Annotated in this window: 13 protein-coding genes; 1 reads left to right on the top strand and 12 read right to left on the bottom strand. The window is 50.6% G+C overall.

What is annotated here, in order from left to right; all coding sequences use genetic code 11:
• Position 1: 1 nt before the first annotated feature.
• The 5 genes from Q0499_RS17285 to Q0499_RS17305 form a co-directional block, all read right to left on the bottom strand.
• Complete coding sequence (locus tag Q0499_RS17285) at positions 2-631, bottom strand: YqiA/YcfP family alpha/beta fold hydrolase (RefSeq protein ID WP_299201914.1); 630 nt, start codon at positions 629-631, stop codon at positions 2-4.
• Positions 632-730: 99 nt separating this feature from the next.
• Positions 731-1,531: a metallophosphoesterase gene (locus Q0499_RS17290; protein ID WP_299201917.1), complete on the bottom strand. Its 801-nt coding sequence runs from the start codon at positions 1,529-1,531 to the stop codon at positions 731-733.
• Entirely contained in the window at positions 1,528-1,968 is a 441-nt protein-coding gene (locus tag Q0499_RS17295) for a DUF1249 domain-containing protein (protein ID WP_299201920.1), read from the bottom strand. The genes Q0499_RS17290 and Q0499_RS17295 overlap by 4 nt, the downstream gene beginning before the upstream one ends.
• 37 nt (positions 1,969-2,005) lie before the next feature.
• On the bottom strand, positions 2,006-2,629 hold the full coding sequence (locus tag Q0499_RS17300) for an NUDIX domain-containing protein (protein WP_299201923.1): 624 nt from the start codon (positions 2,627-2,629) through the stop codon (positions 2,006-2,008).
• Between the two features lie 223 nt (positions 2,630-2,852).
• On the bottom strand, positions 2,853-4,619 hold the full coding sequence (locus tag Q0499_RS17305) for an EAL domain-containing protein (RefSeq protein WP_299201926.1): 1,767 nt from the start codon (positions 4,617-4,619) through the stop codon (positions 2,853-2,855).
• 134 nt (positions 4,620-4,753) lie between these two features.
• Between Q0499_RS17305 and Q0499_RS17310 the strand changes: the two genes are divergently transcribed.
• The gene (locus Q0499_RS17310; protein WP_299201929.1) at positions 4,754-5,338 is read left to right on the top strand and encodes a tyrosine-protein phosphatase; all 585 of its coding nucleotides are present in this window, start codon (positions 4,754-4,756) and stop codon (positions 5,336-5,338) included.
• Positions 5,339-5,438: 100 nt separating this feature from the next.
• Here Q0499_RS17310 and Q0499_RS17315 read toward each other — a convergent pair whose 3' ends face one another.
• The 7 genes from Q0499_RS17315 to Q0499_RS17345 all read right to left on the bottom strand — a co-directional run bounded on the left by Q0499_RS17315 (position 5,439) and on the right by Q0499_RS17345 (position 13,657).
• A complete protein-coding gene (locus tag Q0499_RS17315; protein WP_299201933.1) occupies positions 5,439-5,717 on the bottom strand; it encodes a hypothetical protein in 279 nt (92 codons plus the stop codon).
• Between the two features lie 408 nt (positions 5,718-6,125).
• Positions 6,126-7,013, bottom strand: coding sequence for a tetratricopeptide repeat protein (locus Q0499_RS17320; protein ID WP_299201936.1), 888 nt, complete (start codon positions 7,011-7,013; stop codon positions 6,126-6,128).
• A gap of 3 nt (positions 7,014-7,016) precedes the next feature.
• Entirely contained in the window at positions 7,017-7,826 is an 810-nt protein-coding gene (locus Q0499_RS17325; RefSeq protein WP_299201939.1) for a tetratricopeptide repeat protein, read from the bottom strand.
• 56 nt (positions 7,827-7,882) lie between these two features.
• On the bottom strand, positions 7,883-10,123 hold the full coding sequence (locus Q0499_RS17330) for a phospholipase D-like domain-containing protein (RefSeq protein ID WP_299201942.1): 2,241 nt from the start codon (positions 10,121-10,123) through the stop codon (positions 7,883-7,885).
• A complete protein-coding gene (locus tag Q0499_RS17335; protein ID WP_299201945.1) occupies positions 10,116-12,515 on the bottom strand; it encodes a type VI secretion system tip protein VgrG in 2,400 nt (799 codons plus the stop codon). The genes Q0499_RS17330 and Q0499_RS17335 overlap by 8 nt, the downstream gene beginning before the upstream one ends.
• A 96-nt stretch (positions 12,516-12,611) precedes the next feature.
• A complete protein-coding gene (gene nfo / locus Q0499_RS17340; RefSeq protein ID WP_299201948.1) occupies positions 12,612-13,478 on the bottom strand; it encodes a deoxyribonuclease IV in 867 nt (288 codons plus the stop codon).
• Positions 13,475-13,657: a hypothetical protein gene (locus tag Q0499_RS17345; protein WP_299201951.1), complete on the bottom strand. Its 183-nt coding sequence runs from the start codon at positions 13,655-13,657 to the stop codon at positions 13,475-13,477. The genes nfo and Q0499_RS17345 overlap by 4 nt, the downstream gene beginning before the upstream one ends.
• Positions 13,658-13,672: the final 15 nt, after the last annotated feature.

The following is a 13,672-nucleotide window of genomic DNA, read 5'->3' on the forward strand; positions in this document are numbered from 1 at the left end:
TTCAGTCCTTATCCGCCCGGACTGTCAGATCAGTGACAGCAGGCAACTCAATCCGGCCTTCGGCAAATGCCAGTATCGCCGGAATTACAGATTCAAATTGGTCAAAACCGTGGGAACCACCCTGCTGTACCAGCATGGGTGAATCCCTGAACTTTTCTACCGCTTCCCGATAATCCAGCGTTTCATCGCCGGTCTGGGTTAGCAGCAGGTAACGGGAAGGGTCTTGCAAACGAAGACAGTTGATCGCCAGCAGCTGCTGCAGATGCTCAGGGGTCAGCTCATATATCTCATCGCTGTAGTAATTACCCTGTTCGCCCAGCATCGCCTCCAACAGTTCATAAGGCCGCACTGCCGGATTGATCAACACCGCGCGCAGGTCATATTTCTCTGCCAGCCAGGTGCTGTAATAGCCGCCCAGTGAGCTGCCAATCAGGGTAATGGTGCGATCCATGTTGGCGGTTATCAACTGCTCCAGCAGATCGATTGCCGCTGCTGGCCAGTGAGGCAGGGTGGGCACAATCACCTGATCAGCCTTTCCGGCAGCGGCCATCCAATCAACAAAAAACCGGGCTTTATAGGAGTCCGGTGAGCTGTTAAAGCCGTGAATATAGATAAACAGTGGCTGGGCCATTCATAACCTTTCTATCTAAAACGCTCTTCGTTGTCGCATTTATCTGTATATATATACATATTTTCGGTAAATTACCGGAGAGTGCCCGGCGATGCAACCTTAACCCGCGACTCTTTTGACCGAGGTCTCAATTCGTCCATCCGGATAAAGCGCTAACAACCGGTAGGCGGGCCCCCTAAGGTCAGGATCATCCTCCAGCACCAGTTGCGGACACGCCGCTTTAAACTGCACCGATGTCGCGGGTGTCATCATCACCCGAACCCCATTATGCATCCGGTCGCTGGGCTGATGCACATGACCATTAATCACCGCTCTGACATGACTATGCTGCCCCAGCACTCGCCAGAACAGGTCAGCATTGCCCAGCATAATCTGGTCCTGCCAATCACTTCCCACCGGCAGCGGGTTGTGATGTAGCACCACCAGACAGTGATAATCCTGAAAATTTTGCAGCTGCTGTTGAAGAAAATCCAGCTCGCACTGCGCCAGTGAACCACCACCCTGGCCATCCGGTTCGGAGGTGCTGTCTAACAGTATGATCCCCCAGCCGCCGGTCACCAAACTACGCTGATTCAGCTGTCTTACGGTGGGATTGTCGGTCTGATTGCTGTCCTGATGACCAACCTGCTGCATCAACGCCACATCATCATGATTACCGGGAATCCAATAGCTTGGCACGGGCAGGTCCGCAAGCCGTTGACTGAGACGCTGATACCCTTCCGGGCCGCCATGATGAACCAGATCGCCAGTCCAGAGAATCAGATCGGCTAATGGGCTTTGCAACAGAAGACTTTCAACCACGCGATCCAGATGTTGTTCAACATTCTGGCCACGATAGTCCTGACGAGGATCATTTTGCAGATGGCAGTCGGTAATCTGTGCGACAACCAGTGGCGTCATAAAAAACTATACGCCGGTTCGGCGGCCTGACCGTGGGTCAGACAGTGACTCAGCCATTCCCCCAGATATTGGTTCAACTGCGCTTTTTCATCTTTCTGATGCATCCGTTCATTCGGGTAGCTATACACGCCACGGAAGTGACGCCGACTTTTCAGGCAGATAACCTCGGCCGCCCGGGCATCGTGATAAATCCGTACCACCAGGCTGGGCGCTTCCAGCCAGCTATGATCAAAGCTCTGGGACACCAGCACCGTCGTGGTATAGGTAAAACGTTCCTCAACCCGCAGGCGAACGACGCTCTGCTGTTGGTGCCAGTGAACCTCAAACTCGCGCTCATCGCACTGTTCAAGATCCGGCATCAACCGCATCAGGCGCAGATAGTTGGCCTCACAATCGGCCATCTGCTTTACCAGGTCAGGGATATAACGTTTTTTCATGGTCTCCAAAGCTCACAACGCTTAATTCGCTGCTGGGTTACACGCAACCCCAGCGTCGCAACAACTGCTGTTTATTCAACTGCAGCCATTGTACCGCAATAATGGTCGCGGCATTATCTATCGTGCCGTTTGCCACCAACTCACACACCTCAGCAAAGGGTAGCACATGCACGAGAATATCCTCACCTTCGTCAGCCAGACCGTGCACACCCGCCACACCTGAACTATCAACCCGGGCACAGAGCAGATCAACACACTCATCACTGCCGCCGGCGCTGGGCAGGTATCGGGTTATCGGCACAATATCAAAGATAGCGGCGCCCGCCTCCTCTACCGATTCCCGCAACGCGACATCGGCAGGCGTCTCACCCTCTTCAACAATCCCGGCCACCAGCTCCAGCAACCAGGGGCCGCCGGGCCTGCCCAGTGCGCCGACGCGAAACTGCTCTACCAGCACAATATTCTCTTTGTCCGGATCATAAAGTAAAACACAGACCGCATCACCGCGCTGAAACTGCTCCCGTACGACCTCAACTTCGCCCCCTTCAAACAGTGAGTGGCGAATCGTCAGCCGACTGATTTTAAAGAAGCCATCGCAGGTACGTTGCTGCTCAATAATCGCCGCATCCGCAGCGCTAAATCGTGGTTGCCAGTGGGTCATAACAGAGTTCCGGAGTCAGACAGTATTTTTTTGTCACCGATGCAGGTTTGCATACAGAGCGACAATATAGCATGACTGGAAAGTTGAATAGAAAGTTTGACTGGAGAATCTGCCTGAAGAGTCTATAGGTATGCTTATGTAAAACGAATACAGGAAGGTGACGTTGGCGCTGAAAACATCATGATCAGCAACCGGGCTTCGCCCTTCCTGAGAGAAAGTCTGTTCAGTTAACCCGCAATTTACGTCGCCGGGAAACAAACAGATAACTACCATCCCGTTTCTTCGCCTCTTTCTTCGCCTGAGCAGCGAGCTCCGCCACTTCGTGGTAACTAACACAGCGGTAAGGGTCGGGGTGAACAACACCGCAAGAAAGACTCAAAACCGGATAGAACACCGATTCGCCGGTGCGACTGGCGGCCCAAATACCACCCTGCTCCAGATCTTTCGGGCTGTAAAACTCGCGGATCGCCTGATCAAACTGAACCAGTATTTGCTCACAACACTCTTTCCAGTTATCGGTGCGAAATACCACCACAAAGTCATCACCACCCACATGGCCAGTAAAGTTTTCACCATTGGCATTACTGGTCAACAGCTCACCCAGTAGCTGGATCAGGCGATCACCTTTAACATAACCGTAGCTGTCATTGAACGGTTTGAAAAAGTTGATATCAAAGTACGCCACGCGGAAGTTTTCAGTTTGCTTCAGCAGACCATCAATCTCACGATTAATCGGCACATTGCCGGGCAACAGCGTCAGCGGATTGGCATAACGGGCATTGCGGATTTTCAGCTCAGTGATTTTTTTCAACAGGTCACGAACGTTACCAATTCCCTGGTAGTGACCATCTTTAGTGATCACCAGCCCCTGATGCAGATAGACCGCATCCTGCTCAGTAATCAATCGGGACACCTGTTCCAGACTGGTATCGGATTCAATAATGATCGCCTTGGTATCCAGAATCCGGGTGACTGGACGATTCTCATACAGTGCCCGGCCATACTGAGTTGAGAACAGTTCCAGCAGATCAGAACGGTGCACTGTACCAATCGGCCGGCCATCTTCAAGCACCGCGAGAATATCGTACAGCGGGTTTTCCCGAAACAATTTTGCGGTATAGCCCATCTGATCATCAAAGCTGAGGGCCGGCGCAGGATGCACCAGTACCGCCGCCGTCTCAGCCATATCCTTTTCACTTCCGGCACGCCGTTTGCGGGGCAACCACTCTTCACTATCGCACTGCATTCTCGGCGTCTGAGTTGGCAGCCCCAGATAGAACCCCTGCCCAATAGTTGCCCCCAGCTCTTTCAGGGTAACCAGCTCTGAACGGGTTTCCAACCCTTCAACAATCACCTTTGATCCCACGCCATTGGCAATACTGCAGATCGATTTTACAAACTGGCGCTTCACCGGATCACGATCCACATTGTGGATAAAGTGGCGATCAATTTTAACGTACTCAGGTTGCAACTCTGACCAGAGTTTAAGCCCGGAATAGCCGGTTCCCAAGTCATCAACCGCGACTCTGAACCCCATTCGCTTGTAATGATTTATCGCTTCAAGCGTCAACCCATGGTTATCAAACGGGTGCTGTTCTGATATCTCGATAACAATGGAATCCATGGGAATATCCAGCGACTTAAGCCACTCCGCCGTCAACCCCTCGCGGTGCTCCGGGGTACCCAATAGCGAAGCACTGACATTTAAAAACAGTTTGCCCTCAATTGACTGCCGGGCAAAAGCCTCCAGAGAGAGTCGACGACACAACAGCTCCAGTCGACTCTCCAGACCACACTCAATGGCAGTGCTGAACAGTATCAGCGGAGAATAAAGCTCACTACCCTCCGGCCCTCGAATCAGCGCTTCATGGCCCAATATTTCACCACGACGAAGATCCACAATCGGCTGAAAATGGGGATACAACTGCTCGGTTTCAATCAGTTCATTAAGCTGTGCATAACGATCAGGTATAGTCTGCGAAACGGTCATGATGAGTCTGTTGGCAATTAAAGGTTGTTACTGACAGCTTATTAAGTCCGGGTGACAGAAAGATGACAACCCAGAGGGTTTTATAACCACTCTGGTTAAGATAGAGTCAGCATTCACAAGAAAAGGATTTCATCATGACCCGCAGCATTCAAACGTCCCTGCTTTATACCCTGCTGATCTTTGCACTCAGCTCGATAACCCATGCGGAAACCCGTCTGCGTCCAGATGCCTGGGCCACTCCGGTCATCGGCTCAGAGCTGAACAACTTTTACCGTGTCGACGATCTCCTCTACCGTTCCGAACAACCTGGAGACGAAGCGTTTCCCCAAATAGCGGCGTTCGGCATCAAAGAGGTGCTCAACCTGAGAGAGTTTCATAACGATGAGGATGAAGCGGGCAAAACCCAATTAACACTCCACCAGCTGAAACTACGCACCGGTAAGGTCACCGAAGATCAGTTAATTGAAGCCCTGAGAATTATCAGAAACAGCAAGGGACCATTACTGGTGCACTGCTGGCACGGTTCCGACCGCACCGGCACAGTCGTCGCAACGTACAGGATTGTCGAACAAGGCTGGAGTAAACAACAGGCGCTGGATGAGATGACCAATGGCGGTTACGGCTATCACGCCGCCATTTTTCCCAATCTGGTGGAGCTGATTCAGGGGCTGGATGTAGAGCGGATAAAGGCAGCATTAAGCGTTGAAGGAAGTCTTTAACGCAAAAAGAAGTCATTAACGCAGAAAACAGTCTTTAACGCTGGCGACTCCCAGCGCTAACGACAATATCGTAAAAGCAGCCGGGCAGCCCCTCTCAGGCTTACCGGCTATCCGCTTCATCAGAGCCAGGTTTGTTACTTTCATTCAGCGCCGACCGATTGGACCGATCCTTAAGATGAAGTACTAAAGCAATCAACAACACAACCCAAGAGCCCCAGAAAACATAGACCGACAGCACCAGCATGTCTTCGATACTCTGGCTGGCACCTGATCCGGAAACACCAGCAGCGATGCCGCCGATAGAAACCATTATCATCATGACTGAGCCCACCAACAACACGAGTCCCAGCCAATAAAATTTTCGGTAATGTTCCGACATAATCCAGACTCCTTTTACACACGGCAGTTCGGGATAACCCGGTTATCTGAAATATTTTTGTAAGATCCCGGTTTATCAACTTTCAGCTATTCTGTTTCTGAATCCAGATCCAGCTCAAACTCATCAGGTTCATCTGTCACGGATTTATCAACGCTATATTGAATATGCGAAACAATGGCTATAGCAAAAGTAGCCATCGACAACCAGAATAATCCGACAACAAAGCTCCACAGAGTTTCCGCACCAGCACTATTCCCTGACCCCGACACGGCAGCAGCTATGCCCGCCAGGAAAACTAACAGTGCAAAGCCCGAGGCAACCAGCAGAAAAAAGGCAATAACATAAAGAGAGACATACTTTTTTTTTCATAACATTGACATCCTTGTCGTTTAATTTTCAGAGTATCTTTTATTTCTCTGGCATCTCGTTCTGGTCGGTTTCGGGGTTATAACGGCCCAGTGTTGGGTGGTAAGGCAGCGGGTAGCGCTCAGCTATATTAGGGAGCTTATAGAGGGGGTCTTTATCTAACTTCCTCAGAAAGCCCTCCAGTTTCAATCCGTACTCTTCATCTTTCTCATAACCTAAATCGCCATAAAGGAATACTCCGCTGATAAATACTGCGGCTCGATAATTCCCGTTCCCAGCAGCCAACAGATAATAATAGGCGGCTTTAGGGTAATTCTTATCAACTATTTTCAACCAGGATGCATACTCTTTATATCCTATGGCGCTACTCTGCTGTGCCGCACAGGCATAATAGGCTGCAGCCTTATCATCCTCCTGATCTTCTCTTGCCAGATCATAGCCATAATGCTGCCCAATTCGCACCAAGGCATTGGGCTCTCCCATGGACGCAGCCTTATGCAGGTATTGCCAGGCGGCTTCCCTGTCCTGATGGACGCCGCGCCCTCGTTCCAGCAGCACCGCCATATTGTAATAACCGATAGGGACATTCATTTCGATCAGTTTTTCGGTGAGATCCAATGCCTTGCCACTGTCGGTTGGCACTCCTATCCCATCCAGATAACGACGGCTGAGGTTGTGCATCGCCTTCCAGTGGCCTTTCTCAGCCGCCAGTTGATAGAGGCCGCTGATATTCTCCTCATCTGTGTTACCTGGTGTCACCTCTGCTCGACGGGCCTGCATAAACAGTTCATCGGCGTCTTTATCCAGTGGTGGCAGATAATCCGCCTGACGGGCACATTCAAACTCAAAGGCCTTGGCGGGAGCTCCGGTTAGTAGCAAAATAACCAGCCAACCGGTTTGCAGCATCCTTGCTGTTAGTCTTAGATCCATCGTTTACTCAGGCATCTCGTTCTGGTCGGTTTCGGGGTTATAACGGCCCAGTGTTGGGTGGTAAGGCAGCGGGTAGCGAGTGGCTATATTAGGGAGCTTATAAAGAGGGTCTTTTCTCAACCTATCCCGAACTGAATACAGCTTGTTCCCATATTCTTCATCTTTGTCAAAGCCCATCTCTCCATCAAGAAATACACCGCTTATAAATAAAGCAGCACGTTGATCCCCACCCCCAGCAGCCAGCAGGTAATAGTGGGCGGCTTTGGGGTAATTTTCATCCACTACCTGTAGCCAAGCTGCATATTCATGCAGACCCAATGCACTGTTCTGTTGTGCCGCACAGGCATAATAGGCTGCAGCCTTATCATCCTCCTGATCTTCTCCTGGCAGATCATAGCCGTAATGCTTTCCAAGCCGAACAAGGGCATTAGGCTCTCCCATGGACGCAGCCTTATGCAGGTATTGCCAGGCGGCTTTCCGGTCTTGGTATACACCCCGTCCCCGCTCTAGCAGCACCGCCATATTGTAATAACCGATAGGGACATTCATTTCGATCAGTTTTTCAGTCAAGTCCAATGCCTTACCGCTGTCGGTTGGCACTCCTATCCCATCCAGATAACGACGGCTGAGGTTATGCATCGCCTTCCAGTGGCCTTTATCGGCGGCTAGTTGATAGAGGCCGCTGATATTCTCCTCATCTGTGTTACCTGGCGTCACTTCTGCACGACGGGCCTGCATAAACAGCTCATCCGCATCCTTATCCAGTGGTGGCAGATAATCCGCCTGACGGGCACATTCAAACTCAAAGGCCATCGCGGGAACTCCGATCAATAGTAGTATTAGTAAAAGCAGTAATAGTAACCATCGGCTTAGTCCAGAGCTTTGCTGTAAGGTGTCTGGGTATCCCAAAACAATGTTAGTGAACATAAAAGCGCCTTCCCTCTCTTTCGAAATTGCCAATTTAGTTTTGCAGTTTCTTCCCAATGACCAAAGTCGTCCTCTGTTAATCCCCAACGTTTCTTCGCATGCAGATTCCAAAGATGATCGGTAAACTGTTTTGCAATATCAGGCCTGGGTGCATGAACGCCCAACTCACTATCAGTTTCTAAACTACGCTTATTAATGTTGGCTGAACTAAGCAGGAAGTAGTGGTCATCCACAACCTGAAGTTTACTGTGAATATAGATATCTTTATATTTACACTTCCCTTGCGGAGGCTTTTTAAAGCTAACCAGAGTCGCAACAACCACATTCAGCCCCGGCGGGTTAGTCAGCTTAGGTTTAATCGTGTCATATCCGTGCTTTTTCCGAAGATCTTCCAATTCCTGCTGCTCGGCAACGGTCATGCCTTCACCCTTTTCCTCCATCTTATCCAGTTTTTCCATCCGGTTAATATCGGCCTCTTGCTGTACCAACCGGCTTTGATCAGCTTCGCTGAGGCTAATCTCCTTTTTAAGAGCCGCTATTTCTTTTTTCAGCTGCCCTTCTCTCCAACTTTTTATGCTAATCTCAGTCCAGTGTAGAGGCTCGGGACCCGGTCCCAGCCGTTTTAACGCGTCAGTTTTTTCCTGTAACAGAAAGACTCTGTCACGCTGAACCTGTGGCATCAGCTGTTCCTGACCTACCTCATGCATCATCTCGTAGGTGCTACTGGAATAAAAACTATTCTTAATAGTATTCGTCACTACGAACCAATAAAGCTCACGCTTAGCCCCTTGTTTCTTCAGCAGTATGGCCTGATCCTTCATCCACTTCGCAAGCTGAGGATAACGGAAGTACTGATTTTCGGTATAGACAAAGTCAGTCGCGTTACTGATCGCGTTTTTGTAGCTTTCCAGTATTGAGGTTTCCTGTCCGTTATTATCACGCCCATCATAGGGGTGGGTACGGATAATCTGCGCCATTCCCCGCCTTTCCGTGCTATAAAAATCCTTATAAGTAATCTTGGAACGGACATTGGTCAGCGTAGTCCCCCACCAACGGGTCCAGAAGTGAGACTCCCTGTCCCAGGCGGTACAAAAGTTTTCGTTCAGATCACACAGAATAGGACCTTTAACCTCGGTGGATATATCCTGCCAGGGACCAAACCCCCAGTCCCGTCGGGGTTCATCGAAGTTATGGGCGTCAGTATCCCAATAATTGCGGTGGAGGTTATGCCCCATCACAAAGCCCCGGGCGATTTCTGGCTGCATATAATCGGTCAGCACCATTTTCTGATGATGGCTGGGGAAGAACCCAAGCGCGCCAACCATTTTCCATGTTAACGAGACATCCCTGCCCGACAGTTTATCCGACAGTAAGCGCCGCATCAGCTTTTCCCGATGGCCGAAAAACATGCCTAAATATGGGTGCCTCGCATGGTGAAATTCAAGCTCTTCGAGTTTCTTGTCAAAGTCACGGGTTTTAAATTCGACTCCAGGAAAGCCCCCGCTATGAACCTGTTTGAACCAGTTCCGGGTATAAATTTCGGCATCCGCATCCATGAATGTGCCACCACTGCCACGTACTGTGCCACCATAGTCATGATCTTTATTCAACTGCTCTTCAATGTGCGCTAAACTAAATTCAATCCGTTCCAGATTTTTCTGGCTATTAGTACCACCACGCTGATGTTTATACCGATCACGCAGCACAATCAGCTCTAACCGTTCATCCAGTAAATTCTGATACGCATCATGTGGCGATGAGGTCGACATGATACCTGAGCCGGCCATGGTGCCTCCTCTACTGAATAGCCCATCACCCACCACTGTATTTTCCAAAAAATTAGCCAGCGCGTTCTTCCAAATCAGCACCCGAACCTCAACCCCCTGTTTAGCTTTCTCCGCTAACAGTGTGCCAATCTCCTTACCTTTTAACCCTTTACTTTCAGGCCTGCTAAGCCGCATGGCGGGATCAAACCCCCAGCTAATAATATCGATACTGCTTTTAGCATGTATTATTGCGTCTTCAACCGCGCCAAAGGCTCTTTCACCATTTATTAACGGCTTAATATCACTGTGCGGCCGGGGATCGTATTTACTCTCTTTTTTTGCCCACCAGTTTAGTGTTGCTGTTCCGCGCAGAGTCCGCTCTTCAATTGCCGCCTGTTGAATATCCATATTAGTCATCGGCATCTCCTGTCGCTGTTTTTCCTTTCGCATCCTGATATTGCTGGCGCAGGTATTTATCCGGATCATTCAGGCCGTCTGGATGCTCCGCCCCATCAAATCGCCTGAAACCTCTGTTGGAGGCCTTCTGTAATTCGCCTTCAGCACCCTCACTGAATTTTTCCAGCACATCAAACTGAATTCGGGCACCGTTATACAGCTCAACCTCATATTGAGCAGCCCCTTCCTGATGGTGTGCAGAGACCATCCCGCCAGGCCCGGTTAAACCTTCACTAATTAACGCTCCATCCCGATAAAGTTTATAAGGTACGCCGTCATACCCCTTCGCGCCCGGCACCGGGGCGATTTTAAAACGCACTTCATCTTCTTTCTCGAGGAAGTCGAGGGGCAGAGGGGCCTGAATGATTTCAGCTTGCTTTGGATCGGAGACAAAGCCGGCCACGCTGTTATCGGCTTCCAGCGGGCGGTTGGGCTGTATGGAACCTGCTTTGGCGGCGCTGCCGCCGCTGCCGCCCTGATTGAGTTTGAGACCTGCACCCACAATGGTGACACCGCCGGGATCAAGTTTAATCAGGCCGCTACCGGCTTTCAGAGTGAGTTCGGTGCCTACCTCGATAATGATCTGGTTGCCTGCCTTATAGTGCATCTCGCTGCCAGCGTACTGCATCAGTTTTTCAGCGATAGCGCTGAACTGGGACTCACCAATGGTGATGTGCTGGTTTTTGTTGACCTGCTGAAACTGATCGCCCTGTGTCAGGTGGTGCTCATCGCTGCGATATTCACTGTAAACTTTACCTTCGACAATGTTATGCCGGTCATTACCCAGCCAGCTGCGGTGATCGTTTTTGGTTCGCTGATCAACATCTTTCTCAGCGTGATAGAAGACCTGCTCTTCACCCTTTTTATCTTCAAAGCGGATCTCATTAAAACCATCGCCGCCTTTGCTGGAGTTGGTCTTAATGGTGCTGCGGGTTTTATGCTCCGGCAGTTTGTACGGCGTACGATTAAGGCCATGATACACCCGACCAATCACCAGCGGTTTGTCCGGGTCGCCTTCGAGGAAATCAACAATCACCTCTTCGCCGATACGGGGGATAAACATACCACCAAAGCTACCACCGGCATGAGACTGACTGACCCGAATCCAGCAGGAGCTGGTCTCATTGCCCTGGCCTTCACGGTCCCAGTGAAACTGCACTTTGATGCGGCCATGCTCGTCGGTGTAGATCTCTTCCCCCTCGGGGCCGGTAACAGTCGCGGTCTGGGTGCCTTCGACGTGGGGGGATCTGACATCGGTTGTGGGACGGAATGGCACCTCGAAGGGAACACAGAGATAGCTATTACTATACTGGCTGCCTTCGATCGAGGCTCCCACTTCCAGCACCTGTGGCTGAGAACATTCATGCTCAACCCGCGCAATCAGATACTCACTATTGAGTGCATCCCGGTCGTGCCCGCTGAGTTCGAAACTATAGCCCGGGGTCATCCGGTTAACGTCACTACTGCCCTTCGCGGATTGGCGATAACGGTTGAGGGATTCCAACCGGATCAAGGCGTTATTATTACCCCGGCCTGAATCGATAAAACGGCCAGGGTGGTCATAGATCTCCAGCGGCACATCCAGCTCGCCCGATTTCGCGGATTCCAGTTTGAGGTTGGGCTTTTTAAAATCAAAATCCCGCAGAGTCACTTTTCCCGGGACAATCGATTCGCTGTAGCTGAAGCTGAAGATATGCTGTTCACGCACCGCCCCCTGACTGTCGTGAAAACAGTCCAGTAGCGGATCACCACTGATGGCCGGGTTGGAACCGGAGGTATCGCTGAACACCAGCACATGGCCTTCATCGCTGTGTTCAAAGTAGTAGTGAATCCCCTCTTCAGCCAACAGCCGCTGAATGAAGTCCAGCTCGGTTTCCCGGTACTGCACGCAGTAGTCATAATCGGGATAGCTTTTGAGCAGATCAAAACGGAACTCATCGGTGTTTAGTCCAGCATCAGTGAGAATGGTCTGGATGATGGTTTGCACATTCTGAAACTGGAAGATCCGGCTGTTCTGCCGGTGCTGCAACGCCCAGATTTTAGGTACCAGGCGTATATGATAGGTACTCTGATTGATCCCCTGATCACCGAGAGTCACTTCAGAGACCATGCCGTGAATATAGCGGGTGAGCTCTTCACTGCCATCGGTCTGATCCAGCAGGGTGATGAATGCGGGCTGGCCAATCAGGTTAGCGAAATCGATATCACCATCATCGGAGACCACTTCGATGGCAAATTCAAACAGCGCCGAGATCTCCTCTGCGCCGTTAAGCCTTACCAGACTGAACTGTTCGGAATCGTCTGTATTCTGAAGCTGAAAGAAAAAGCGTTCTTCGTTTGCATTGAGAAACATCGTTAAATCCTTTTAACGGAGAGGAGCTTCCAGGCCCCTGTCGGTAAACTATATAGGTGTTATTTTATACAGCAAGTTGCATGCCGTACAGGCTATTTACCAATTCAGATCAGTAAATCCTCGCAACATCTGAATCTCTTCGGCCCAGATCGTCTCATCGATGGTTTCCAGCACCAGTGGAATACCGCGAAAACGGTCATCGGACATGATAAAGCGGAACACTTCCAGACCGATTTCGCCCATCCCCAGACTATGATGGCGGTCTTTACGGCTGTCGAACGCCGCTTTGGAATCGTTCAGGTGCATCCCTTTGAGATAGTCAAAACCGACAACCTGTTCAAACTCAGCGAAGGTCTGCTCACAATCGGCCCGGTCACGCAGGTCATAACCCGAAGCAAAGGTATGGCAGGTATCGAGGCAGACACCGACCCGGCTTTTATCTTCAACGCGGTCGATAATATGCGCCAGATGTTCGAAGCGACAGCCCAGATTACTGCCCTGACCGGCGGTATTTTCAATCACAGCGGTCACGCCAGTGGTTTTATCCAGGGCGATATTGATCGATTCAGCGATGGTGTTGAGACAGGTCTCCTCATCCACCTTGCGCAGGTGACTGCCGGGGTGAAAGTTGAGGTAGCACAAACCCAGCTGCTCACAGCGCTGCAATTCGTCAATAAACGCGGCACGGGACTTTTCTAACGCCTCAGGTTCCGGATGCCCCAGATTGATCAGATAGCTGTCATGGGGGAGGATCTGTTCAGGCGCAAAGCCTAAGCGTTCACAGCTATCACGAAACTTAGTGATATTACCCTTAGTCAGCGGCTTGGCATCCCAGCGACGCTGGTTTTTAGTAAACAGGGCAAACGCATTGGCACCCAGTTTAGCGGCGTTAAGCGGGGCATTTTCAACCCCGCCGCTGGCGCTGACATGGGCACCGATAAAATAGTTAGGCAGATCACTCACAGCTTGCAGGCACCGCCAAGACAATCATCAAAGTCCATACTTTCCAGTTCAGCACGCTCTGCCTGTGCGGTTTTGATACGACTGAACATCAGTGCTTCAGCACTGCTATCGTCGGCAACACCCGCCTTTTCAAATACAGCGATCAGGGTGTTCAGCTCGTCCAGGGTGAAATCATTCATGGTTTAGTCTCTTCA

The sequence above is a fragment of the uncultured Amphritea sp. genome, assembly GCF_937127095.1.
Lineage (GTDB): Bacteria > Pseudomonadota > Gammaproteobacteria > Pseudomonadales > Balneatricaceae > Amphritea.

Excerpts from the sequence above, each read along its gene's own strand:
- Q0499_RS17345 (WP_299201951.1), bottom strand. The coding sequence starts at position 13,657 with ATGAATGATTTCACCCTGGACGAGCTGAACACCCTGATCGCTGTATTT.
- Q0499_RS17325 (WP_299201939.1), bottom strand. The coding sequence starts at position 7,826 with ATGGCCTTTGAGTTTGAATGTGCCCGTCAGGCGGATTATCTGCCACCA.
- Q0499_RS17285 (WP_299201914.1), bottom strand. The coding sequence starts at position 631 with ATGGCCCAGCCACTGTTTATCTATATTCACGGCTTTAACAGCTCACCG.
- Q0499_RS17315 (WP_299201933.1), bottom strand. The coding sequence starts at position 5,717 with ATGTCGGAACATTACCGAAAATTTTATTGGCTGGGACTCGTGTTGTTG.
- Q0499_RS17290 (WP_299201917.1), bottom strand. The coding sequence starts at position 1,531 with ATGACGCCACTGGTTGTCGCACAGATTACCGACTGCCATCTGCAAAAT.
- Q0499_RS17320 (WP_299201936.1), bottom strand. The coding sequence starts at position 7,013 with ATGGATCTAAGACTAACAGCAAGGATGCTGCAAACCGGTTGGCTGGTT.
- Q0499_RS17330 (WP_299201942.1), bottom strand. The coding sequence starts at position 10,123 with ATGACTAATATGGATATTCAACAGGCGGCAATTGAAGAGCGGACTCTG.
- Q0499_RS17305 (WP_299201926.1), bottom strand. The coding sequence starts at position 4,619 with ATGACCGTTTCGCAGACTATACCTGATCGTTATGCACAGCTTAATGAA.
- Q0499_RS17310 (WP_299201929.1), top strand. The coding sequence starts at position 4,754 with ATGACCCGCAGCATTCAAACGTCCCTGCTTTATACCCTGCTGATCTTT.
- Q0499_RS17295 (WP_299201920.1), bottom strand. The coding sequence starts at position 1,968 with ATGAAAAAACGTTATATCCCTGACCTGGTAAAGCAGATGGCCGATTGT.
- Q0499_RS17300 (WP_299201923.1), bottom strand. The coding sequence starts at position 2,629 with ATGACCCACTGGCAACCACGATTTAGCGCTGCGGATGCGGCGATTATT.
- Q0499_RS17335 (WP_299201945.1), bottom strand. The coding sequence starts at position 12,515 with ATGTTTCTCAATGCAAACGAAGAACGCTTTTTCTTTCAGCTTCAGAAT.